Source organism: Pantoea sp. WEP (genome assembly GCF_041678305.1).
Lineage (GTDB): Bacteria > Pseudomonadota > Gammaproteobacteria > Enterobacterales > Enterobacteriaceae > Pantoea > Pantoea dispersa.
In genome coordinates, this window is the sequence record NZ_JBGNXB010000002.1 from 458,053 (window position 1) to 482,791 (window position 24,739).

General features: G+C 55.4%; 18 protein-coding genes and 1 pseudogene. 14 read left to right on the forward strand and 5 right to left on the reverse strand.

Going from position 1 to position 24,739, the window contains the following annotated elements:
- Positions 1–38: 38 nt before the first annotated feature.
- A complete protein-coding gene (locus ABVR31_RS21320) occupies positions 39–1,415 on the reverse strand; it encodes an aldehyde dehydrogenase family protein (protein ID WP_372774458.1) in 1,377 nt (458 codons plus the stop codon).
- 480 nt (positions 1,416–1,895) lie between these two features.
- Between ABVR31_RS21320 and ABVR31_RS21325 the strand changes: the two genes are divergently transcribed.
- The 3 genes from ABVR31_RS21325 to ABVR31_RS21335 all read left to right on the forward strand — a co-directional run bounded on the left by ABVR31_RS21325 (position 1,896) and on the right by ABVR31_RS21335 (position 6,853).
- Positions 1,896–2,825 carry a RepB family plasmid replication initiator protein gene (locus ABVR31_RS21325; RefSeq protein WP_021508802.1) on the forward strand — a complete coding sequence of 310 codons (930 nt, stop codon included), beginning with the start codon at positions 1,896–1,898 and terminating at the stop codon, positions 2,823–2,825.
- Between the two features lie 1,849 nt (positions 2,826–4,674).
- Positions 4,675–5,874, forward strand: a complete 1,200-nt coding sequence (locus ABVR31_RS21330; protein WP_058758933.1) for an AAA family ATPase — start codon at positions 4,675–4,677, stop codon at positions 5,872–5,874.
- A gap of 7 nt (positions 5,875–5,881) precedes the next feature.
- A complete protein-coding gene (locus ABVR31_RS21335) occupies positions 5,882–6,853 on the forward strand; it encodes a ParB family protein (RefSeq protein ID WP_372774461.1) in 972 nt (323 codons plus the stop codon).
- 506 nt (positions 6,854–7,359) lie between these two features.
- Here the strand turns inward: ABVR31_RS21335 and ABVR31_RS21340 are convergent.
- The gene (locus ABVR31_RS21340) at positions 7,360–9,291 is read right to left on the reverse strand and encodes an aliphatic sulfonate ABC transporter substrate-binding protein (RefSeq protein ID WP_372774463.1); all 1,932 of its coding nucleotides are present in this window, start codon (positions 9,289–9,291) and stop codon (positions 7,360–7,362) included.
- Positions 9,292–9,563: 272 nt separating this feature from the next.
- Between ABVR31_RS21340 and ssuD the strand changes: the two are divergent.
- The 8 genes and pseudogenes from ssuD to ABVR31_RS21380 all read left to right on the forward strand — a co-directional run bounded on the left by ssuD (position 9,564) and on the right by ABVR31_RS21380 (position 19,039).
- Positions 9,564–10,740, forward strand: a pseudogene (gene ssuD / locus ABVR31_RS21345) (FMNH2-dependent alkanesulfonate monooxygenase).
- Between the two features lie 14 nt (positions 10,741–10,754).
- Positions 10,755–12,161, forward strand: coding sequence for an FAD/NAD(P)-binding protein (locus tag ABVR31_RS21350; protein WP_372774465.1), 1,407 nt, complete (start codon positions 10,755–10,757; stop codon positions 12,159–12,161).
- A gap of 74 nt (positions 12,162–12,235) precedes the next feature.
- The gene (locus tag ABVR31_RS21355) at positions 12,236–13,630 is read left to right on the forward strand and encodes an LLM class flavin-dependent oxidoreductase (RefSeq protein WP_372774467.1); all 1,395 of its coding nucleotides are present in this window, start codon (positions 12,236–12,238) and stop codon (positions 13,628–13,630) included.
- Positions 13,627–14,646 carry a methionine ABC transporter ATP-binding protein gene (locus ABVR31_RS21360; RefSeq protein WP_371221246.1) on the forward strand — a complete coding sequence of 340 codons (1,020 nt, stop codon included), beginning with the start codon at positions 13,627–13,629 and terminating at the stop codon, positions 14,644–14,646. Before ABVR31_RS21355 ends, ABVR31_RS21360 begins: the two co-directional genes overlap by 4 nt.
- Positions 14,643–15,341, forward strand: a complete 699-nt coding sequence (locus tag ABVR31_RS21365) for a methionine ABC transporter permease (protein ID WP_288423693.1) — start codon at positions 14,643–14,645, stop codon at positions 15,339–15,341. The genes ABVR31_RS21360 and ABVR31_RS21365 overlap by 4 nt, the downstream gene beginning before the upstream one ends.
- Positions 15,338–16,213 (forward strand): MetQ/NlpA family ABC transporter substrate-binding protein, encoded by an 876-nt coding sequence (locus ABVR31_RS21370; protein WP_058780977.1) that lies wholly within the window; start codon positions 15,338–15,340, stop codon positions 16,211–16,213. Before ABVR31_RS21365 ends, ABVR31_RS21370 begins: the two co-directional genes overlap by 4 nt.
- Positions 16,214–16,387: 174 nt before the next feature.
- Positions 16,388–17,821, forward strand: coding sequence for an MFS transporter (locus tag ABVR31_RS21375; protein ID WP_372774469.1), 1,434 nt, complete (start codon positions 16,388–16,390; stop codon positions 17,819–17,821).
- Between the two features lie 3 nt (positions 17,822–17,824).
- On the forward strand, positions 17,825–19,039 hold the full coding sequence (locus ABVR31_RS21380) for an acyl-CoA dehydrogenase family protein (RefSeq protein WP_058776165.1): 1,215 nt from the start codon (positions 17,825–17,827) through the stop codon (positions 19,037–19,039).
- An 89-nt stretch (positions 19,040–19,128) separates the two neighbouring features.
- On the opposite strand, the gene ABVR31_RS21385 is transcribed toward ABVR31_RS21380, so the two are convergent.
- Positions 19,129–19,638 carry an AAA family ATPase gene (locus ABVR31_RS21385; RefSeq protein WP_372774472.1) on the reverse strand — a complete coding sequence of 170 codons (510 nt, stop codon included), beginning with the start codon at positions 19,636–19,638 and terminating at the stop codon, positions 19,129–19,131.
- Positions 19,639–20,013: 375 nt separating this feature from the next.
- On the opposite strand from ABVR31_RS21385, the gene ABVR31_RS21390 reads away from it, so the two are divergent.
- The 3 genes from ABVR31_RS21390 to ABVR31_RS21400 all read left to right on the forward strand — a co-directional run bounded on the left by ABVR31_RS21390 (position 20,014) and on the right by ABVR31_RS21400 (position 22,991).
- Positions 20,014–20,547: a hypothetical protein gene (locus ABVR31_RS21390; protein ID WP_058776167.1), complete on the forward strand. Its 534-nt coding sequence runs from the start codon at positions 20,014–20,016 to the stop codon at positions 20,545–20,547.
- 570 nt (positions 20,548–21,117) lie between these two features.
- The gene (locus ABVR31_RS21395) at positions 21,118–22,251 is read left to right on the forward strand and encodes a glutathione-independent formaldehyde dehydrogenase (RefSeq protein ID WP_372774474.1); all 1,134 of its coding nucleotides are present in this window, start codon (positions 21,118–21,120) and stop codon (positions 22,249–22,251) included.
- 473 nt (positions 22,252–22,724) lie between these two features.
- Positions 22,725–22,991: a hypothetical protein gene (locus tag ABVR31_RS21400; RefSeq protein ID WP_372774476.1), complete on the forward strand. Its 267-nt coding sequence runs from the start codon at positions 22,725–22,727 to the stop codon at positions 22,989–22,991.
- A 221-nt stretch (positions 22,992–23,212) separates the two neighbouring features.
- Here the strand turns inward: ABVR31_RS21400 and ABVR31_RS21405 are convergent, their stop codons facing one another.
- Positions 23,213–23,707: an anti-virulence regulator CigR family protein gene (locus tag ABVR31_RS21405; RefSeq protein ID WP_372774478.1), complete on the reverse strand. Its 495-nt coding sequence runs from the start codon at positions 23,705–23,707 to the stop codon at positions 23,213–23,215.
- 256 nt (positions 23,708–23,963) lie between these two features.
- Positions 23,964–24,659 (reverse strand): DJ-1/PfpI family protein, encoded by a 696-nt coding sequence (locus ABVR31_RS21410; protein ID WP_372774480.1) that lies wholly within the window; start codon positions 24,657–24,659, stop codon positions 23,964–23,966.
- Between the last annotated feature and the right edge of the window lie 80 nt (positions 24,660–24,739).

Here is a 24,739-nt window from a genome sequence, read left to right on the forward strand (position 1 = left end):
GGAAGTTGGGGCGCACAGTATGGCGCGCCCCGGCCGGGTTAGCGACGGTTTTTCCACACCGTCTGGATGTTACAGAACTCGTGGACGCCGAAGCTGGAGAGTTCGCGGCCATAACCACTCTTTTTCACGCCACCGATAGCGACACGCGGATCTGAGGCGCCGTTGCCGTTGATAAACACCGCGCCGGTTTCCAGCTGCTCTGCCAGTTCCTGCGCCAGCGCTTCATTGCCGCTCCACACGGTGGCGCTCAGGCCAAACTCGCTGTCATTCGCCAGCTGCAGTGCATGTTGCGCATCGCGCGCGACGGTGATCGCCGCCACCGGCCCGAAGATCTCCTGACGAAAAGCGGTCATCGCGGGCGTGACGTCAGCAAGAATGGTTGGCGCATAATAGTTGCCGACGCCCTCGATCTTGTGGCCGCCCAGCACCAGACGTGCACCCTGCTGCAGGGTTTCCTGCACCTGATGATCCAGTTCATCACGCAGATCGTAGCGTGCCATCGGACCGATATAAGTCTCTTCCTGCAGCGGATCGCCCACTTTCAGTGCCTGCACGGCTGCGCTAAAACGCGCCTCAAACGCTTCTGCGATGCTCTCTTCAATAATGAAGCGTTTGGCTGCCATACACACCTGCCCGCTGTTCTGGTAGCGTCCTGTGACCGCTGAGGCCACTGCTGCATCCAGATCGGCATCCGCCAGCACGATAAAAGGATCGGCGCCGCCTAACTCCAGCACGGTTTTTTTCAGTACCGCACCGGCCTGTGCGGCGATAGCCCCACCCGCGCGCACGCTTCCGGTCACGGCGATGGCCGCGACGCGCGGATCTTTTATGGCGGCAGAGACACCGTCGTTTTCAACGTTGATTACATTGAATGCGCCGCGCGGTAAATCGGTCGCAGCAAACAGTTCCTGCATCAGCCGGGCGCAGCCCATGACGCTCGGAGCGTGTTTCAGCAGGTAGGTATTGCCCGCTAGCAGCATGCTGACCGCGCCGCGCAGGACCTGCCAGTAAGGGAAATTCCACGGCATCACCGCGAGGATCACACCGAGTGGACGAAACGATTGCCAGGCCTGCTGGTTTTCCACCAGCGTGGGCTGATCGGCCAGCATTGCCGGCCCGTGTTCAGCATACCAGTCACACAGGCTGGCGCATTTCAGGACTTCGGCACGCGCCTGCGCAATGGGTTTACCCATTTCCAGCGTGGCGAGCGTAGCCAGTTGATCCTGACGCTGGCGCAGCTGCTCACCAAGCTGACGCAGTACCTTTACGCGCTGTGCCATCTCTGTGTTACGCCACTGCGCAAAGGCGCTGCCGCTTTGCTGTAAAGCCGTTTCCAGCTCGGCTGCACTCTGCAGGGGATAAGTGGCAATGATTTCGCCGCTGGTGGGATTACGTGAAATAACGTGATCAGTCATAAGATGCCTTCGTCAGATAATCGGGTTGATCAGAGTGGGATCTACCTTACGCCAGCCATCAGGTGATGAAAAATGAATAGATGAGAGCAAGTTGTTCACCTGAAATGAATTGAGAGGCAGCGCAGGCTGAAGATTTTCACTTTCCACCCTCACAGGGTGATTTAAAGACGTAAGCGAATATTCTGCAGGTTACGCTTATCAGCATCAGTCGCCTCAACGGGTTATCCACTTATACAGTGATTAGATCTTAAAGAAAGATCATAAAGAGATCTAAAAAGAGATCCTAAGAGATCCCCGATCGCGGCAGGCCGCACCCGACAAGGGCTGAGAAGGTGATCGTGTTCACTATAATCAGTAAAGTATCCACTATAGTCAGTACTTTATTCACTATAGACAGTAGAATGTTCACTATAAACAGTGTTAATGTTCACTGTAATCAGATACCGATCCTTTTCATCCACAGAATGAAGATCTCAGGCTATGGCAGATAAAGAGAGTGAAAACAAGGCGTTACTTGAACCTTTTCTGTCGGTGACGAAAAATAGTGGTGAAGTTATTCAGCTTCATCCCAATAAAAATAACACCGTACAACCGGTCGCACTGATGCGCCTGGGTCTGTTTGTTCCTACCCTGAAGTCAACGGCGCGCGGAAAATCCGGCGCGATGGCTTCAACCGATGCCACCAAAGAGCTCAAAAACCTGTCGCTGGTGAAAGCGGAAGGCTATGAAAAGATTACCATCACCGGCGCACGGCTGGATATGGATAATGATTTCAAAACCTGGGCCGGCATCATTCAGTCTTTTTCGCGTTATCCGTCGAAGGGCGACACCGTCACGCTGCCGTTTATCGATTTCGTCAAGATGTGCGGTATTCCCTCGGCCAACTCGTCCGCGGCGCTGCGTAAGCGTCTTGACGCCTCGCTGCGACGCATCGCAACCAATACCCTGTCGTTTGAGGGGAATGGTAAAGCCTACCACACGCACCTGGTGCAGTCGGCTTACTACGATCGTGAGAAAGATCTGGTGCGCATTCAGGCCGATCCTAAGCTGTTTGAGCTGTATAACTTCGACCACAAGGTGCTGCTGCAGCTGCGTGCTATCTCGCGCCTCAAGCGTAAGGAGTCGGCGCAGGCGCTGTATACCTACCTGGAAAGCCTGCCCACTAATCCGGCGCCTATCTCCCTGGCGCGCTTACGCATGCGTCTTAATCTCGGCTCAAAAACCACCACGCAAAACCATGTGGTGCGGCGCGCCATGGAGCAACTGAAAGAGATTGGCTATCTGGACTACTCCGAAGTGAAACGGGGCCGTTCGGTATTTTTCATCATCCACAGCCGCACACCCAAACTCGATGGTATCAGCAATCTGGAAAGTATCGATTCGCTGGAAGACCTCGATTTCGAAGACTGACTTCCCCCATTCACTGTAATCAGTCAGCCCTCTTCCCGCAGTGTCACTAAGCCTAAAAGTGACACTGCAGCTTTCCTCTCATTCACTGTAATCAGCACAACCTGATCTGTTCACTGTAATCGGTAGCATTCACTGTAATCAGTGGTCGCTGCCGGTATCGCCTGTTCCCTGAAAATCCTTAAACCTTCCTTTCTATGCATAACAGTGCTTTTATTGATAGTGGGTACTTACCAGGTGGGTTGACAGACATCTGGTCTGTGCCTTCAGATACCGTCTGGCTGATTACAGTGAATGTCTGGTCTGCCGGGCGATTCTGCTGACCACAGTGAACACAAATGCATACGACCTCACTGATTACAGTGAACGCTTTATCGTATCTGACTGAAAATTAAAGTTAATAATCGATATACTGCAATACATTCACTGTATTCAGTAATTATGCTGTAAAAGTAACCAGTAAAAGTGACAGGGTTGGTCACTATCACTGATTACAGTGAATCGTGGGAGGGATTACCGATTATAGTGAACGTCATTTCATGACGAAACGGCCCTCTGCGTTGTCTGACTTTTACTGATTGCAGTGAACGTTCTCAACACTCCCCTACCCTCACCGTGGCCGCTGCCCTGTAAGAAAGAGAAAGCCAGTTACTGACTACAGTGAACGTTATCGAGCTGAGGCTAAGCGGGCATGTACTGATTACAGTGAACGTGTGCGTCAGGTACTGCTGCCTCAAAGCGCAGCGCGCGCGAACCCGGCTACTGATTACAGTGAATGTTGTTAGCTGAGTGCCCTTCCCTGTCCCGCACCAGCATCCCTCGACCTGGCGCGATAAAGATGATCGGGTTTACTGATTACAGTGAATGCTCAGTCAGGCAGGTCAGCAATTCAGGCTTAAACGCGCTTTTCCTTCTACTGACTACAGTGAATGCGCCGCAGCGATCAGGTTATGAATATCTGATAACGGTCACATTACTAATTACAGTGAACATTGACGAAAAGGCATTCATAGTTTACTGACTTCAGTCAATGTCGGTGGCATAGACGTCGCAGTTTACTGACTACAGTGAATCTTATATCTACATGAATCGATGCGCTGGCAGATTACCGCCAGTAAGGTGGCTCTAAACATGGCACTGCACGATGCTCGCCGCGACGCAACCCAATCTTCCTGCAGGCGATGCTCCCCAGCCCGAAATCGCACACCGCGTAATTCTCATCGTGTGCAGCTTCTCCCCTTCTCACTGGCTGGCAGCACCCCCTCATACCGTGCGTTGCAGGCAGTTAGTGAGGGAAGAATGTAGTGGGCTTGTGCTGACTACAGTGAGTCCTGACCATTCGGTGAGCGGATGTTGCGCGGAACCACTGACTACAGTGAACATTTACTTTTGCGCACTGGCTCGCCCTGGCGCCGGTAGCGCTGTCCCTGCGCTAAAGGATTACTGATTACAGTGAACCTTCCGGCAGGGTTACTGATTGCAGTGAATGTTCTGCCGGGTACAGTGAACGCAGTTCATTCCTTTTCGCCACCCGCTGATTACAGTGAACGTGCGGACTGCTCTGTAAGGTAACGGCGCGCAGTATTTCACCGTGATCGCCCGCTTCAGCCAGATAGGTCGGTTACTGATTACAGTGAACAGTGGCAGAGGGCCGCCCTTTCACCGATCACATTTTCATCAATTGATGGGTTATCAACCAGCTCGCATTACTGACTCCAGTGAACGTGTCGTTTAAACCTCTCTTGCAAAAGGTCTTTTTACAACGCGAGCCGATGATGAACAGATGAGATAGATTTGCCTCATGTGCAGGATTTCGGTATAAAGTCATAAATCCTACATGTGTGGAGCAAGTATGGCTAACGATGAGAAGCAGGTTTTGAAAGTCGCTCAACGCTCAGAAAGAATGCTGATGAGCCTGACGGAGCAGATTCAGGCGCAAAAAGAAGAGTTGCACGAGAATACTTTTTACCAGGTTTATGCCAAAGCGGCGTTAGCCAAGTTGCCCAGGCTGACGCGCGCCAGTGTCGATTACGCGGTTAACGAGATGGAAGAAAACGGCTATCCGTTTGATAAGCGCGCGGCCGGCAGTTCCACCAAGTACGCGATGTCGATCCAAAATATTATCGACATCTATCATCATCGCGGCGTCCCGAAATACCGCGATCGCCATCCTGAAGCGTTTACGCTGTTTGTCGGTAACCTGAAAGGCGGTGTGTCTAAAACCGTTTCCACCGTATCACTGGCGCACGCGCTGCGCGCGCATCCGCACCTGCTGTTTGAAGATTTACGTATCCTGGTTATCGATCTCGATCCGCAGTCTTCGGCCACCATGTTCCTGAATCATGAACGTTCGGTCGGTTTGGTTGAGGCCACCGCAGCACAGGCGATGCTGCAAAACGTCAGCCGCGAAGAGCTGAAAAGCGAATTTATTGTGCCATCGATTATTCCTGGCGTTGACGTACTGCCCGCCTCAATCGATGACGCCTTCATTGCTTCACGCTGGGAAGAGCTGTGTGCGGAGCATTTGCCGCAGCAAAACGTGCATGCAGTGCTGTATGAAAACGTGGTGGCTAAGCTGAAAAAAGATTACGACTTCATCTTTATTGACAGCGGCCCACATCTGGATGCCTTCCTGAAAAACGCCATTGCCGCTTCCGATTTGCTGATGACGCCGGTGCCGCCGGCACAGGTTGATTTCCACTCCACGCTGAAGTATCTGACGCGCCTGCCCGAGCTTATCGACATCATTGAAGAATCGGGTGCTACCTGCCGGTTGCAGGGCAACATTGGTTTTATGTCTAAGCTGTCGAATAAAGCGGACCACAAGATGTGTCACAGCCTGGCGAAAGAGATATTTGGTGGCGATATGCTGGATGCGGCGCTGCCGCGGCTGGATGGCTTTGAACGCTGCGGTGAATCGTTCGATACGGTTATCTCCGCCAACCCATCTACCTATGTCGGCAGCAGCGAAGCCCTGAAAAACGCGCGTTCGGCGGCAGAAGACTTTGCCAAAGCCGTCTTTGATCGTATTGAATTTATCCGCCTGAACTGAGGTTATTATGAGCGCAAAAAGAATCACTATTGGCCGCACCTTCAGCCAGAGCCCGTTACAAAATGAACCCAGCGAGGATGCCCACTCTCAGACGTTTATCCTTTCCACCGGTAAACGCGCCCTGTTCACCCTGGAACACATCACGGCTAAAGAGATAGAAGAACGTACGTACGTGGTGATGGAAACCAACGGCCGTGACCAGTCCGGTCTTACGCCAGAGTCACTGCGCGATATCATCCGTACCATTAAACTGCAGCAGTTCTTCCCGGCCATCGGCGTAAAGCGTGGCGATCGGATTGAAATCCTCGATGGTTCGCGTCGTCGGGCGGCCGCGCTGCACTGTAAAACCGGGCTGGATGTGCTGGTTACCGACGTTGCCATCTCTGCCGAAGAAGCCCGTCGTCTGGCGCAGGATATCCAGACCGCGCGTGAGCATAATCTGCGTGAAGTCGGCATGCGTTTGCTGTCCCTGAAAGACAGCGGCCTGTCGCAAAAAGAGATTGCGCAGAGTGAAGGGCTGTCACAGGCAAAAGTGACCCGCGCGCTGCAAGCTGCCAGTGTGCCGCTGGAGCTGGTCACCCTGTTCCCGAACCATTCAGAGTTGACCTATCCTGACTACAAAACGCTGCTGCAGGCCTACGAAAAACTGCAGGAAACCGGTCAGACGGTCGATGCTCTGATTGAAACCATCGGTATGGATGTGGACAGCGTCTGTGCGCGTGAAGGCCTGGCGGAAGATGAAGTCAAGAATGGCATCCTGCGGCTGGTCCGTAACGGCAGCCAGACGCTGGTGCAGGCGCCGACAAAAGATAAAGTGGTGGCGACACCGCTGTGGACCTTCGCGGATAAAGACCGTTACGCCCGCAAGAAAACGCGCGGACGCATGTTTAGCTACGAGTTTAACCGTCAGTCCAGAGAGTTACAGGAAGAGCTGGATCGCGTTATCACCGAGACGCTGAATAAGTATCTCAATCAGTAGTAGCGCTTTAACACCGATGACCAGCAATCTGTAGCAGCATAATCCCGTACATCCTGAACCGTGCCGCTACAGATTGTTACCACACTCTCCTGATATCTCCCCCCGAAATTTCATCCTTCGCCAGCGTGATTTCAGCGCTAAGTGCATGAAATCAAATTAACCTTAGCCGGAATTTCAGGCTGAAATCGCCAGCTCAGCAATGTAATACGGTGAAACCGCGCATCGCCGTCTTAGTCTTTGAAAATAGCCAGCTTTGCTGGATGCGAAAGCAACAGTGAAACCAGCAGGGAGAATCCTTAACGGAATTTGCCGGAATCAGGCGACATTCGCCATGGCGATTTTACCTCTAACTGTTTGAAAAAATGGTTTTTATTAGCAGGATTTCAGGCTGAAATCGCCCGAATTTCACAGTAAATCCTTATGCTGTCGTGAGAATAACGGGGATTTAGCCAGACGATATTCAATGTGTTATCCACAGAAAACGTGGATAACTTTTACTGTAGCTCCTATGCCATAAGCGCCGTCTGTCTGGGCGACTGCCACACGGCATCGCGCACGCGCACCGGTTTATGAATCAAACCGAGCGCATAAAAGCGGTCAGCGATAGTTTGCTGTTCTTTGATGACGTGGAAAACCATGGCCCGGGTCTGGTGGCTGCGACGGGATAAGGCACGTTCCACGGCTGCGAACTCCAGCCCCAGTTCCTGCGCCAGCATAGTGGCGGCTTCATGGCGATGATTATCGATAAAGGTCCCGGTTTGCTGCAGGCTCGTTACCAGCTGCTGCACGATATCGTCATGCTGCTGCACATAATCATGGCGCGCCAGATAAAACTGGTGGTTGCGCACCCGGCCTTCGCCCTTCTCCAGCACGCGCAAATCGGCGTTGCTTTCTGCGGCACTCAGCAGCGGATCCCACATCATCCAGGCATCAACGGCCAGATAATCGCTGGCTGTGAGCGGATATTTCGGCGGCGTGTACACCACTTTAATTTCATCCAGACCGATGCCGGCTTCCTCCAGCAGCTGCAACAGCAGCCAGTGAACATTTGATCCTTTATTGACCGAGATACGCTTACCCCGCAAATCTGCCAGGCTGTGGATACTACTGTCGCGTGGCACCACAATCCCGACGCTGCCCGGTGCGGGTGGCTCCCAGGCGATATAAGTCACGGCGTTACTGCTGGCCTGAGCGAAGATGGGCGGCACCTCACCGGTGGTGCCGAAATCAATCTCATTATTCTGCAACGCATACAACAGTTGCGGACCGGCAGGAAACTCACTCCACACCACGCTGATACCCTGCTGGTTAAAGCACTTTTCCAGCGTCTGGCGCGCTTTCAACACGCCAAGATTGCCAAATTTCTGATAGCCGATACGCAACTCGCGTTCAGGGCGCGCGGCCCCGCTGGCGTGCGCGAAGGCCATGACGGCAGACTTGCGCCGCCCTTTTATGACGCCCATCTGTGCCAGATGCGTGCGCAGCGTGTGCCGGCTAATGCCCAGCAGCGTGGCGGCCTGCGTCTGATTGTTGTCCGCAATTTCCAGTGCGTTACTGATCAGACTCTGAATCACCCGATCAAACAGCTGTTGCGGTTCGCGTGTAATCTGCTGGCGCAGGAAACTATCCAGCGTCGAATCGTCCGATTCGCTGTATCCACGTTCACTGTAACCTGCCAGCCGCAGCTGCGTCGGTGTCAATGTCTCATCGCGACTGAGCAGCACCGCATTGTGCAGCGTATTCTCCAGCTCACGAATATTGCCGGGCCAGCTGTAATCGCGCAGCGCTTCCAGCGCGTCAGGCGACAGGCGACGCGCCGGACGGCCAAGGCGGCGTGCGTACAGGGAGAGGAAATGCTGTGCCAGCAGCGGGATGTCCTCGCGACGCTGGCGCAGCGGTGGCAGGGGAACAACGGCGATGTTCAGGCGATAAAACAGATCTTCACGAAAACGCCGTTCGCGAATTGCCTGCGCCAGATCGACATGGGTTGCGGCGATAACCCGCACGTCTATTTTAATGGCCTTGCGTGAACCGACGCGTGTGATCTCACGCTCCTGAAGGACGCGCAGCAGTTTGACCTGCAGCGGCAGGGTCAGTTCGCCGATCTCATCCAGCAGCAGCGTGCCGCCCTGCGCCGCTTCAAACCAGCCAGGGTGCGCCTGAGTCGCGCCGGTGAAGGCACCTTTCTCATGTCCAAACAATTCAGCTTCTGCCAGACTTTCCGTCAGGGCGCCGCAGTTGACGGCCAGAAACGGGGCATGCCGGCGTGGACTGTGGTGATGCAGATACCGCGCGACCACCTCTTTGCCGGTGCCGGTTTCGCCCACAATCAGCACCGTGGCGTCGGTGGGTGCGAATTTATCCAGCAGCGACTGGAAAGCCAGCGATGCCGGGTCGACCAGGCGAGGTGAATCCGGTTGATTGTAAGGTGTCAGCATGAGGGTGGCTCCTGTAAAGGTCTGCCATCACGCTAAACCCGGTAAGTGGCAATGAACAGCAGGAAAAAAGCATAAGCAGTTGCATATGCAGCAAATGCTGTTGGCGTTGCGTTGCAATTGCAACAGACATTACGCGCTCTGATGACCTAACTGACTGAAAATGCACAATCTCTGTTTCGTTAAAAGCTGGCATGCTTTTCGCTTACGCCTATATAACCAAATAGAAAGTTATGAATGAACGTTTTCTCATAAAGTTATATAGGATAAGCATAATGGCCGATTCTGCGCACGAGAGCATAAATGTCTTCTGGTTCCTGCCGACGCACGGCGATGGCCGCTACCTGGGTACCACAGAAGGCGGACGCCCGGTTGATTTAGCCTATTTACAGCAGGTCGCGCTGGCCGCCGACAATCTGGGCTTTTACGGCGTCCTCATTCCGACAGGGAAAAGCTGTGAGGATTCCTGGCTGGTGGCTTCCGCGCTGGCACCCATGACGCGCCGGCTGCGCTATCTGGTCGCCGTACGGCCAGGATTGCAGCCACCCACGCTGGCAGCGCGCATGGCCACCACGCTGGATCGTCTGTCGGAAGGCCGTCTGCTGATTAACGTGGTCACCGGCGGCGATCCGGTGGAGAAGCAAAGGCGACGGCATCTTCCTCAACCACAGTGAACGTTATGAAGTGACTCGCGAGTTTCTGGATGTGTATAGCCGGCTGATGCGCGGCGAAAAAGTGGATTATCAGGGCGAGCATATTCAGGTTGAAGGCGCTGAGGTGCTGTTTCCACCGGTGCAGGAAAACGGTCCACCGCTCTACTTTGGTGGCTCATCGGAGGCAGCGATCGACGTGGCGGCGCAGCAGATTGACACCTATCTCACCTGGGGCGAGCCACCGGCGCAGGTAGCAGAAAAACTGGCGGTCGTACGTGAGCGCGCTGAGTCACGCGGCCGGAAACTCGAATACGGTATCCGCCTGCATGTGATTGTGCGTGAAACCGAAGAAGAAGCCCGAGCGGCGGCGGATAAACTGATTGCCCATCTGGATGACGACACCATCGCTCAGGCGCAGAAGATTTTTGCCCGCATGGATTCCGCCGGTCAGGCGCGCATGAGTGCGCTGCACAACGGTTCGCGCGATAATCTCTACATTGCGCCGAATTTGTGGGCAGGCGTCGGACTGGTGCGCGGCGGTGCCGGCACTGCACTGGTGGGCAGCCCGCAGCAGGTCGCTGAACGCATTCGGGAATACCAGGCGCTCGGCGTGACTAACTTCATTCTTTCGGGCTATCCGCATCTGGAAGAGGCCCATCGCGTGGCTGAATTGCTGCTGCCGCTGTTACCGCTGGCCCACGGTCAGCAGCAGCGCGCCCGTACCATTAACACTGGCCCGTTTGGTGAAACCATCGGCGGCGATAAGCGCCCATCGGCGAAACAGACGAGCGCCAGCTGATGCAGGAGAAGGCGATGGCAACAGCGCACATCATTATTGTCGGCGGGGGCTTCAGCGGCACAGCGCTGGCGATCCACCTCGCCCGCACGTCGCTCGCGCCGCTACTGATTACAGTGGTCGAACCGCGCGCCAGCCTCGGCGCCGGTGTTGCCTATTCCACGCCGGAACCGGCACACCGCATCAACGTGCCGGCTGCGCGTATGCAGCTCAGCGGAGAAGAGCAGGGCGCCTTTGATCGCTGGTATCGTCAGCAACCGGAATGCTCACTGGATTCAGCAGCACACTGCGCCGATGGCGCGGTGTATCCGCAGCGTGCGCTGTTTGGCCGCTACCTGGCGCAGCAGTTTGCCGCCGCTGCTGAGGCGCATCCGCATGTCACTCTGCGTCACGTCCAGGCGCGTGCGCTGGCGTGGGAAGGGCAACAACTGCTGTTGAGTAACGGTGAAACCCTGACTGGCGACATCCTGGCGCTGGCGATCAGCCATCCACCGCCGTCGCTGCCACGCATGCTACAACCGTTTGCCGACCATCCGGCGCTGATTGCCAACCCGTGGCAGCCAGGCGTGCTGGATAACGTTGAGCCTGACGCATCGGTGGCGATTGTCGGCACCGGCCTGAGCATGGCTGATGTGGTGGCTTCGCTGGCGACGCGTCAGCATCAGGGGCCGCTGCTGGCGTTCTCACGGCGCGGACAGCTGTCACGCGCCAATCTCAGCGGCGAATGGCCGGAGTGGACGCTGGCCGCGCAACCTCAGCCCAGCGCGCGTCACTGGCTGCGGTATATTCGTGATGAAGTCGCTCGCGCCGCCGCGCAGCAGCTGCCGTGGCAGCGTGTGCTTGATGAGGTGCGTGTGCAGGGGCAAGCCATCTGGCAGTCACTTCCGCTGCCTGAACAGCGACGCTTTGCGCGTCATCTGCGTTCATGGTGGGATGTGCATCGCTATCGCATTGCCCCGCAGGTCGCCGCCGTCATCGCCCGGCGACAGCAGCAAGGTAGCCTGCAGGTGTTGGCCGCTCGCCTCGTGGCGATTCACACTCACCCGCAGCAGCTGGAAATCACCCTGCGTCAGCGCGATGGCACCCGGCAAAATCATGTGCTGGATAAACTGATTGTCACGACCGGACCGGGACATGAAGCGCTGACGTCCAGCCAGCCGCTGCTGCAATCGCTCAGCGAGCAGGGCCTGATCCGCGCCGATGCGCTCGGCTTCGGCATTGATGTGGATGATCGCTCGCGCACCCTCAACCGGTCCGGTCAGCCCAACGCACGCCTGTTTGTCGTGGGCCCGGCGGCGCGCGCCCGCTTTGGCGAGCTGATGGGGTTGCCGCAGGTGGCCGATCACGCGGCCGCCGTAGCGGATGAAATTCTTAAGGTATTGCCTGTCGCTCACGCTGAGCGATGTCCCCCTTCCGCCTCCTGAATACTCAACATCCTGAAAATTAACTGACGAACGCCGGGTCGCTGCACGATCACGGCCTCGCTATGGAGATTGCTATGCCATCGCAACGCGAAATACGCCTGAATGCCTTTGATATGAACTGTGTCGGTCACCAGTCGCCCGGACTCTGGGCCCATCCCCGTGACCGCTCCTGGCAGTATAAAGATCTGGAATACTGGGTTGATTTGGCGCGCCTGCTGGAGCGCGGCAAGTTTGACGGCCTGTTCATAGCCGATGTGCTCGGCATTTACGATGTGCTGAACGGCAACGGTGACGCGGCGATACGCCAGGCCACTCAGGTGCCGGTGAACGATCCGCTGGCGTTGATTACGCCGATGGCGCTGGTCACAGAGCACCTCGGTTTCGGCTTAACCGCCTCGCTGTCGTTTGAGCATCCTTATCCGTTCGCGCGCCGTTTGTCGACGCTGGACCATCTGACCAAAGGCCGCATTGGCTGGAACATCGTTACCTCCTATCTGGAGAGCGGCGCGCGCAACATTGGTCATAAAGCGCAAACCGATCATGACAGCCGCTATGACTATGCCGATGAGTACCTGCAGGTGGTCTATAAACTGCTGGAAGGCAGCTGGGAGCAGGATGCGGTGCTGCGCGATCGTCAGCGTCGCATTTTCAGCGATCCCAGCAAAATCCATCCGATTAACCATCAGGGTACGTTCTTCAACGTACCGGGCATCCATCTATGTGAACCCTCGCCGCAGCGCACGCCGGTGCTATATCAGGCCGGTGCATCGAGCCGCGGCAAACAGTTTGCCGCTGAGCACGCAGAATGTGTGTTTGTCGCCGCGCCGTCCAAAGTGCTGTTAAAGAAAACCGTGGCCGACATCCGGCGTCGTGCAGCCGAAGCCGGTCGCGATCCGCGCAGTATTTTGATCTTCAACCTGCAGACGGTGATTGTCGGTGAAACCGATCGGGCGGCACAGGCGAAGTGGCAGGAGTATAAAAACTGGGTCAGCTACGAAGGCGCGCTGGCGCTGGTCTCCGGCTGGACCGGCATCGACTTTGGACAATATCAGCCGGACCAGGTGCTGAAATACCTGCATACCAACGCCATTCAGTCAGCGGTTGAAACTTTCTCTACTGCCGATCCCGATCGTCAATGGACGGTGAAAGCGCTGGCTGACTGGGTGGGCATCGGCGGTTTTGGCCCGCTGCTGGTGGGCAGTGCGGCAACGGTGGCGGATGAGCTGCAGAGCTGGGTAAAAGAGACCGACGTGGATGGTTTCAACCTGGCGTATGCGCTGACCCATGAAACCTTTGAGGATGTGGTCGAGCTGCTGATTCCGGAGCTGCAAAAACGCGGCGTTTACAAACAGGATTACGCCGCGGGCACGCTACGTGAAAAGCTGTTTGCCGCCGGGCCGCAGCTCAGCGCGCCGCATCCGGGTGCTGGCTATCGTGTACGCAGCGCGCAGCAGCAGGAGGTTATATGATCGAAATCGAGCGCCTGAGTAAGCACTACCGTGCGCCGGACGGTCGCGTCACCGACGTGCTGAAAAACATCACGCTGCAGGTGCCAGAAGCCAGCATCACCGCGGTGGTCGGACCGAGCGGTGCCGGAAAATCTACGCTGGCGAAATGCATCAGCCTGCTGGAGCAGCCGAGCGGCGGCAGCATCCGGGTTAACGGCAGCGATTTATCCCGGCTGGATGGCGAAGCGCTGCGCCGCGCGCGTCGCGCTATCGGCACGGTATTTCAGTCTTCCGCGCTGCTGCAGCGTAAAAGTGCCTGGGAAAATATCGCGCTGCCGCTGCGCTATCTCGGTGTGGTCGAGCGCGATATCCGCGCCCGCGTCGGCGAGCTGCTGGAGAGTGTCGGGCTTAGCCACAAAGCCAGCGCCTTTCCCGCCCAACTCTCCGGTGGGCAGCGGCAGCGCATCGGTATTGCCCGCGCGCTGGCGCTGCGTCCCTCTGTACTGCTGGCCGACGAAGCCACCTCCGGCCTCGATCCGGAAGCGACGCTCACCATCCTTGAGCTGCTGAAAAAACTGCGTGACGACTACCGGCTGGCAATCGTGCTAATCACCCATGAAATGGATGCCGTACGGCAGGCGGCGGATGCGGTTGCCGAGATTCGCGATGGAGAGATAGTGCAGTATGGCACCGTCAGTGCGCTGCTGGCACAGCCGGACAGCGCGCTCGGCCAGCGGCTGCTGCCGCTGACGGCACAAGTCAGTGATGCCGGACTGGTGCTGCAGCTTAGCTACCGTACCGATGTCGCGGTGGCCAGCGACTGGATTTCGCGCATCAGCCAGCAGTTCGCTTTAAAGGTGGATCTGCTGGGTGCGCATGTCGAGCGGGTCAATGGCATCCAGGCCGGACGGTTGCAGGTGGGCATTCATTTTCAGCAGGAGCAGGTGCCGCTGGCACGGTTGCTGACGCAGCTTGAGCACTATGGCCTGGCGGCCAGCGTTGCTGTCAGCGTGCCGCCGTTACGGGAGGCGGTATGAGCGTATCCGTGATAAGCCAGGACACACCCTGGTCTGAAATTCCGGCACTAATGCTGCCGGCGCTGGGTGAAACCGCGCTGATGGTCGGCATCGTGATGCTGTTTGTGGTGAGCCTCGGTGGCGTGGTCGGCGTGGTGCTGTTTAACACCTCGCCGCGCGGACTGTTTCCGCAGCGCGGTGTGCATCGGGTGCTGAGCTGGATCGTCAATATGGGGCGCTCGTTACCGTTTCTGGTGCTGATGGCGGCCATCATTCCGTTTACCTTCTGGCTCACCGGCACCACCATCGGCATTCCGGCGGCGGTGGTACCGATGATCGCCGCCGGGATTCCTTTCTTTGGCCGCCTGGTCGACAACGCATTACGCGAGCTGCCCGGAGAAGTTACCGCCGTAGGGCTGGTGTGCGGCGGGTCGCGCTGGCAGATCATCCGCTCCGCCCAGCTGAGTGAAGCGCTGCCGGCGATTGTCGCAGCCATCACGCTGAACCTGATCTCCATGATTGAGTACTCGGCCATCGCCGGCACCATTGGCGCTGGCGGCATTGGCTACCTGGCGGTGGTGTATGGCTATCAGCGGTTCGATAACCACATCATGATCGCCACCATCGTGGTGTTAATTGCACTGATTCAGACCATTCAATTTTTCGGCGACCGGCTGGTTGCGGCCTTGCGCCATCCTCAGGGGACATCGTTATGACAACACAAGAGTTTGAATTACGTAAAACACGCCGCTGGCCGTGGCTGCTGCTGATTATAGTGGTCATTTTGCTGGCCGCCGCTGGCTGGTTCTGGCGCAGCCAGCAGCCGCAGGCGGTAGTGTTTGGCACCACGCTGAAAGTGCATTATGAGCCGGCAATGGCCGGTGAACAGAAGCTGATCGACTATGTGGGTGAGCATATCGCGCCGGACTACGGCCTGAAGCTGGAGGCGGTCGGTGTGCAGGATCCGGTGCAGGCGGACCGTGCGGTAGCAGAAGGGCAGTATGCTGCGACGGTCTATCAGCATCAGTGGTGGCTGAAGCAGGTGGTCGATGCTAACGGCTTCCAGCTCACTTCCAGCCTGCCTCTGTTCCAGTGGGCTTTTGGTATTTACTCCGATCGCTACCACTCGGTGGCGGATCTGCCGCAGGGCGCAACCATTGTGGTGCCCGACGATGGGGCGAATCAGGGCCAGGCGCTCTGGCTGCTGGCGCGTCAGGGATTGATCACCCTCGATCCAACGGTAGAACCGCGCACCGCCAAACTGAAAAACATTGTCGGTAATCCGCACGGTTTCGTGTTCAAAGAGCTGGATCTGCTGACCATGCCGCGGGCGCTTAATTCGGTCGATGCGGCAATTGGTTATGTGTCGCAGTTTGACGCCGGTAAAGTCCCGCGTGACAAAGGTATTCTGTTCCCGCCCGCGCCGCGCACCTTTGCCTCGCAGCTGGTGATCGGTACGCCTTACCTGGAGCAGGAGAACATCGTCAAACTCAGGCAGGCTTTTGCCGATCCGCGCGTACAGCAGTGGCTAAAAACCACCGATGACCCGCTGGTCAAAGGCGTGCTGGTGCCGGTTTCAGCTGAATAACTTTACTGCCGAATACGCTACCCGGACCCGCATTGCGCGTCCGGGTTTTAGTGTTGATTTATTTGTTATCTTATTGATTATATTGTAATTAATAGCAAATATTGTTGCTTTGGTTTCCTGCATAAAGCGCTTATAACCACCTCACCTGCACAACAAAAACAGACGTGAGGCGTTATGAGTACTCTTCCTTTAGAAAACACCTTGCCGGCTTCGCAACCGGTACGTTCGGTCAGTGATGTGGCAAGGCTGATCAACACCCGCAGTAGCAAAAACAACTATGCGCGCATGATTGTGTTTCTCGCGTTGGGTGGCGTGTTCCTCGACGCCTACGACCTGACCACACTGTCGTACGGCATCGATGACGTGGTGCGCGAGTTCCAGCTATCGCCGTTCACCACCGGGCTGGTCACCTCATCCATCATGGTTGGCACCATTGTCGGCAACCTGATTGGTGGCTGGCTGACGGATAAGTACGGCCGCTATTCGGTGTTCATGGCCGACATGCTGTTTTTTGTCGTATCGGCGATTGCGGCGGGCTTAGCACCCAACGTCTGGGTGCTGATTGGCGCGCGTTTCCTGATGGGCATTGGCGTGGGCATCGATCTGCCGGTGGCGATGTCTTATCTGGCGGAATTCTCTAAATTCGCTGGCAAAGGTAACAAAGCCGCACGGCTCGCGGCCTGGTGCCCGATGTGGTATGCGGCTTCCACTGTGTGTTTCCTGCTGATTTTTGGCCTCTATTTTCTGCTGCCTGAAGATCATCTCGACTGGCTGTGGCGCGCCTCGCTGCTGTTTGGCGCGGTACCTGCGCTGTTGATCATCGCGGTGCGCAGTAAGTTCATGAATGAATCACCGTTGTGGGCCGCGAATCAGGGCGATCTGACCTCGGCGGTGCGTATCCTGCGTGATTCGTACGGTATTCATGCTCACGAAGCAGAACCGGAAACGCCACCCGCGGCGGCGGCGCCGAAGGTGAGTTTTCGCGTACTGTTCCAGAAGCCGTGGCGTGAACGCACCCTCGTTGCCGGCGTAATGAATATCTGTATTTCGTTTGAGTACACCGCCATCGCCTTCTTCCTGCCGTCGATACTGGCGCAATTTCTCGGTGCCGGTGTGTTCGAGACCATCTCAGCTTCGCTGGGGCTGAACGCGCTGTTTGCCTTTACCGGCGGGCTGCTGGGGATGCGCCTGGCGTGGAAATATCCGTCACGCCACGTGGCGATCGCTGGCTTTGCGCTGCAGTTTTTTGCTCTGGTGGCGCTGGCGTTGATTGGCCACCCGCAGGCGCTGGTGGGCATCGTGTTTGCGGTGCTGATGCTCGGACTGTGGCTGTTTGCCGAAGGATTCGGGCCGGGCGCACAGCTGATGGTCTATCCGGCGCTCTCGTATCCCACCTCGATTCGCGCGACCGGCGTCGGCTTTAGCCGTGCGCTGTCGGGCATCGGCAGTGCGCTGGCGCTGTTCATTCTGCCGATTCTGCAGGCGGCGCTCGGCACCAAAATGTTCTGGGTGGTATCGCTGGCCGCCATCATTCCGATCTTTTTCCTGCTGGCGGTGCGTCACGAACCGACCCGCCACGACATCGACGACCTTTCCCCTCAGGAGTAAAACATGAGCATTCTCTCTACCGGTACTGACTATGACACGCTGGCGGCGCACTTCCGACCGCTGTTTGCCCGCATCGCGGCGGGCGCGGCGGAACGCGAGCGTACGCGTACCTTACCTTATGAACCACTGCAGTGGCTGAAGGAGGCCGGCTTTGGCACGGTGCGTATTCCACAGCAAAAAGGTGGCTGGGGCGCCTCGCTGCCGCAGCTGTTTCAGCTGTTGATTGAACTGGCGGAAGCGGATTCCAACCTGCCGCAGGCGCTGCGCGCGCACTTTGCTTTTGTCGAGGACCGGCTCAACCAGCCGGACAATGCGGAGCGCGACGCGTGGTTTCGCCGCTTTGTTGATGGCGAGCTGGTGGGCAGCGGCTGGACGGAGATTGGCAACGTCAGGCTGGGCGACGTGATCACCCGCGTTACGCCTGCCGCCAATGGCTGGACGCTGAATGGCGAGAAGTTTTACAGTACCGGTGCGCTGTTCGCCGACTGGATAGATGTTTACGCGCGCCGCGATGACAATCAGGGTGACGTGATCGCGCTGGTGAATACGCATCAGCCGGGCGTTACGCGCGAAGATGACTGGGACGGATTTGGCCAGCGCCTGACCGGCAGCGGCACAACACGCTTCGAGCACGCGCATGTGGAGACGCAGCACGTGTATGATTTTGCCACGCGCTTCCGTTATCAGACCGCGTATTACCAGCACGTGTTGCTGGCGACGCTGGCGGGCATTGCGCGCGCGGTCGCGCGGGACGGCGCGGCAGCCGTTGCCGCACGCAACCGCGTTTACAGTCACGGCAACGGAGCGGCCTCGCGGCAGGATGCGCAGGTGCTGCAGGTGGTAGGCGAGATCACCAGTCTGGCATTTGCCGTCGAAGCCACGGTGATTCGCGCTACCCATTCACTGCAATCAGCATATGAAGCGCACGTCAGTGCCGATGAAGCGGCCATCGCCGCCATCAACAACCTGGCGGAAGCCGAGGCCGGACAGGCGCAGGTGATCGCCAGCGAGCTGGTACCGCGTGCTGCCACCGAATTGTTTAATGCGCTTGGCGCGTCGGATACGCGCGTCAGCAAAGCGCTGGATCGTCACTGGCGCAATGCGCGCACCGTCTCGTCGCATAACCCGGTGATCTACAAAGCGCGCGACATCGGTGACTGGAAAGTCAACGGCACGCCGCCAACCGGCATCTGGCAAATCGGCAGGGGAGAGGGGTAACCAGCCTTGATGAGCAAACGGCGCCGTTTAATGGCGCAGAATCCGGCTGCGTCATGGAATTAGCACCTCATAAGCCGCAACCCGGCGGCTTAAGAGCGGTATTCAATAATATTGAAACCTTCATCAGCCGCTGGTGCTGAGAAATAACGGCTTATGATTTCAAACTGATCATCTGAAGCGGCAAAATCGTGGGTGCCGGCTGCGTTACGGGCACGTAATCGGCTCTTACACACCTCATCAGGGACGTTAAGGAAATGCAGGTGGTTAGCAGCACCTGATGCTTTAATGATACTCAGCATCCATTCACGACTGGCTGGTGTATTAGCCGGAAAATCCAGGACTACCGACATCCCCGCGTTAAGTAATGATACCAGATGCGGTTTCATGGCATATCTGAGCTTAGAGGAATACTGCACGTAATCCGCGACCGTGTGCATTTCATCGGCATAGAGCCCTGCAAGCCAGCGATCTTCACTGATAATGATAGTGCGCGGTGCAGCGCCTAATTTTGCGCATAACGTAGATTTACCCGACGCAATTTTTCCACATAACAGGTGAAGCGTGGCTTTTTCAGGTGATGCGACATCGGTGGTGTTCATGGCTGACCTCACTGGTTGATTACCGGTAAGGCCCGCCTTACCGGCGGGAAAATGGCAAACGTTATCCCACCTGAACGTGCAAGGTGATAATAATGATTGCGGAAGACAGAACTGAGCATGTTTTCATCTATTTAAACTAACAGGTTAAGTCTCCATAATCACCTGATGCTTTGCTTTAGCTGTGATGGCAGCGTGTTGTTGATAACGGAGTTCGCAGAGGGGAGGGCCGCTTTGTGCCAGGAGCGGACATTGTTCAGGGGGCAGGCAGGTATATCAGGGACAGATAATCCCCGGATGGCTGGCTTAATATCTGTTAAAGATTTCACACCCACAGGCCGATAAAAACAGGAGCGACAGAAACGTAAGGAGATGCGCATGTATGGAAAACTGGTTATTACGGGAATAATAGTAACGTTGTTAAGTGGATGTTCAGCTGGGTTTAGGCCTTCTCTGGAAGACTATAAAGGTTCAGATGCAGCCAGGGTTCGTGCTGCATCTGAGGGCAATACAGCCCTGCAATTTTACGAAAAACAGCCGAGTGGCTGTTATAAAAAAGTTTTAGAGCGCCGGGTTACGGCTGGTCTGGCTATTCTCGGTATTCCTGTTTCAGGAAATAAAAAAATCGGAATGCCAGAATCAAGTAACAATAAGGGGGCTTTCATTAATGAATTTACTATCAAGCCGGGGCAACTGATAAGTATAATTCATTACTGGACTCAGCCGGGCTACTATCAAAATACAGAACGATCTGTCTCCACCAGATTCATTCCTCAGCCAAATCATGATTACGATATCGTCGTCACTGGCTCAGAATTTGGCGGGGATAGCGTATCGGTGAGAGATCTGGATCCAGGCGCTAAGATAGTTGGCTGGGAAGGCAATTACTGCCCCTCCGGTATATTTGATTAATTGCATGACGCTGGTCACCGTGTGTACGCTTAAGCCCACCCTGGAGTGGGCTTTTTCATGTGTTAATAAAAGCGCCTGCTTATGCTGGAAGTGCGTCGGGGTTCAGGAAAAATCAATGACGATTAACGCACGGCAAATACTGAACTCAGGATGAAGTGCAGAAAAATAATGATGTAAGCCGTGGCACTCAGCAAGGTGCGCTTTTCCATCAGGATAAACGTCAGTCCGGACAACGCCGCACCAGGTCGCCGGATAAAAGCAGGAAATAGCCGGGCGGAGGGTGCGGGCAATAGCGGTTACGGGATTCAGTGCAAGGCTAAGTCAGCGTAGCGGTGTGGTGCGCCAGGGGCCTGGAAGAAGGCGGAGACAAAAGACGTTTAGCGAAACGGCGCTTACAATTCATAGAGTTACATAATATTAATACCACCAGTCGACTTCATGCGCTGTTCTACACTTACACATTCAATCAAGCCGTTTGATTGAAAAAGCAGCATCACTGAGAGGGAGGCGACCGCAAAGTGTCACGCAGCCGCATCCGTCATAACTGATCATGCACGTGAGGAGAACATCATGAAAGCAGTCGTCTATAACGGACCTTTTGACGTTTCAGTCAAAGAGGTTCCGGATCCCAAAATCGTTCGCCCTACCGATGTGCTTGTCCGTATTACCACCACCAATATCTGCGGTTCAGATCTGCATATGTACGAAGGACGAACCAGCTTCGAACAGGGTCGCATCTTTGGCCATGAAAATCTTGGGCAGGTCATTGAAATCGGCAGCGCGGTTGAGCGGGTCAAAGTTGGCGATTATGTCTGCCTGCCCTTTAATGTCGGCTGCGGATTCTGTGAAAATTGCGAGAAAGGGTTAACCGGCTATTGCCTGACGGCAAATCCGGGTACGGCCGGTGCCGCCTATGGCTTTGCTGAAATGGGCGAATGGGATGGCGGACAGGCGGAGTTACTGCGTGTTCCCTATGCTGACTTTAACTGTCTGGTGCTGCCGCCGGATGCGGTAGAAAAAGAGGAAGACTACGTTTTACTTTCCGACATCTTCCCCACCGGCTGGCATGCCACTGAACTGGCAGGATTGCACCCCGGAGAGAGTGTGGCAATTTACGGCGCAGGCCCGGTCGGCTTGATGGCGGCTCACTCGGCCATGATCAAAGGCGCATCGCAGGTGTTTGTGGTTGATACCCATCCGGACAGGCTGGCGCTGGCCGAACAACTGGGCGCAGTAGCGATCAATGGGGTGGGCGATGAGGCCGTAAATAAAATTCTCGAGTTAACCGACGGGCGCGGCACGGATTGCGGTTGCGAGTGTGTAGGGTATCAATGTTGCAATAAACATGGGCATGAAGATAACTCTGCCACGCTTAACAGCCTTGTCGCGTCAACTAAAGCAACGGGCGGCATCGGTGCGGTCGGCGTTTTTGTTCCGCAGGATCCCGGAGGCGCGACCGACCTGGCAAAAGAGGGCAAAGTGCCATTCGATTTTGGGAATTTCTGGTTTAAAGGTCAGTCAATCAAGACCGGTCAGTGTAATGTCAAAGCATACAACCGCCAGCTCGCAAGGCTTATCCATCAGGGCAGAGCCAATCCGGCGCAGATCATCTCCCATCGTCTCGCTCTGGCAGATGCTGCCGAAGGCTATAAGCATTTTGATGATCGTGATAATGGCTGGACAAAAGTCATTCTGAAACCCTGAAAGCCAGGTAACTCAGAAGAGCTAAGACACATTCAGGCGGTGGGAAGAGGGAGAACGAAAACTGCCTGTCTGTGGCTGGCTATCTCTTGCATGACCACATTAATGACATATCAGCGTAAATCCGGCAGAGATTTGCCCACTGCTCATCCAGTTTGATGCACATGCGCAGCATCTCTTTCGCAAGGCACGAAGCCGCACAAAGATCACCTGACACAACAGGGGGATATCAAGCTTCGAGGCATTTTGGCCATCGTCTGACAACATTCCTCCTCAGCTAAAGTTATTTATTAGGCATGAAAGAGATAACGGATTATTCAACTTTGTAATAATCAATTTTTTTAATTATCAATTTTATAATTCGCAAATTCTCGCGATGAGCGAGAAGGGGACACAACATTTATATAATAATCGTGCGAGGGAGCCAAACGCCTGGTATTATAACCATATAAATGATCATGACGGAGAAAAGGCTAATGAAAATTACACTTAAAAAAGAAAATGGAACATCCGAAACACAGGATGTTGCGTCTTTGATTATCACATTAAGTAATGGTGAAACTGTTGAAATTAGTGACGAAAGCCAGCAGTGTCCGTCACATCTTTCGGAAGGAATTACGGTGTGGGGAGGAAGCATGCCGAAAGAAGGCGCCTCCATTGACGACCTCAGGGCTTCAACGCGATCATTAGGTATTTATCCCCTGGCCGCTAATTTGATTCACCTTTTCCCACTCAGTAAATAGCCGCTAAATACAGCACTATGTGAGTTTCGTCTGGGGGCATTTGAGTCCGATAATCGTAAACATCGGCTTTTGCCATAGAACGAATTGACGAACAGACCGATGTCCGCTTTGAGCGAAAAGCGGACATCATCCGTTTGATTTGCAAGCAATTCGGGAAACAGGTTGTTTGCGTACACATGACTTTGCCGGCGATCTCTTTTAGCCGGGCTTGCAGTCTGTGGTTAGTTGAACACACCGTTAATCACGGCGGTCACAACTGCTGTGCTCAACGCAATAAGCACTAAATCATCTCCCACCGCGCGCCACTCGTAGCCGGGGTAATTAGGCAGCGCATTTATCATCGATGCTGGCAAATTTTTCTTAGCAATACCCGGTGGCAATGCTTTCCCACGCGCCACTTTCTTAGCGATTCCCGGCGGCAGAGACTGATAGCCTACCAGGCCATAGTTGACGGCGAGCGCTCGTGCCTGAGAGAAGCTGATATCAGATTGAACATGATCGGGGTGTCGGGCGTTTTTGCGATGTCCATGTTCGTTTTTCGACGATGCGTAACCCTGCTCTTTATTTCCGTGCGCGCCATTATTACCGTGATTGCCATTGCCATTGCCATTGCCATTGCCATTGCCATTGCCAGGGTTTGCATAAGCCGGTGCAACAAAAACGGCGAAACCAATCACCAGAGCAAAGGTTGTTTTAAGCGTGCGTTGCGTGAGCATGACAGATGTCCTTAATAGTATGTGTTGCCTTATTGAAATATAGAACGAGGCGGCAATCTTAACCATCACCTCATTTCTGAAATATCAGTAATGTAATAAGCCGGACATGTCTGGGACTCACTCTGAACGCGGGCATTCCACTGCTCATCCTCTGAACCCAGGGGGGCATCTGCCGGCTCGTGACTATTGAGAGAAATGTCCGTTTTTCGCTCATCGAGGCATTCGTCGGTGGAGAAGTCCGCTCCGTGCCGGCCCGTTATTTCTGTAGTCTGGCTGCGGCTTTCAGCGTCGCCTGCCGCCGCTTTTCAATAAATGGCGCAACCTGTTGCTGAGCTTTTTTCAGCTGTTCTTCAGATGCGGAGCGGGGCGAGCCACAGTCAAAGGGCGGGGCAGGGTCATATTCCATATGCAGCTGAATGTTTTGCGCGATATCCGGTCCGAACATCTCTGATACGACGCTGAGGGCAAAATCGATACCTGAAGTCACACCGGCGCCCGTTATACGGTTGCGGTCGCGTACAACACGCTCATTTACTGGCTCTGCGCCCAATAGCGCCAGCTGATCCAGCGAAGCCCAGTGCGTCGTCGCTTTATATCCCTCAAGAAGCCCGGCCGCGCCCAGCACAAGCGATCCGGTGCATACTGACGTTACCAGCTTCGCCTGTTTACTTTTAGCCCGGATAAACGACAGGACTTCTTCATCCTCCATCAGGTTTATCTGCCCCGGCCCGCCGGGAATACATATTATATCCAGCGCGGGACACGCGTCGAACATGGTGGTTGGCTGAATCGCCATCCCCCGGTCTGACACCACAAGGTCCAGATTTTTCCAGATGAGATGCACTTTCGTGTCTGGTGCCCGCGAAAAGACTTCAAACGGACCGGTCAGGTCAAGCTGCGTAAGCGCAGGGAACAGCAGCAGACCGATGGATGTAGATGCAGAATCACTCATAAATAATGCCTTCATCTAAAAGGTGATAGTGGCTTTGCCATCAGCAAAGGCAATGGTTTGTGCAATAAAAAATGGAACCC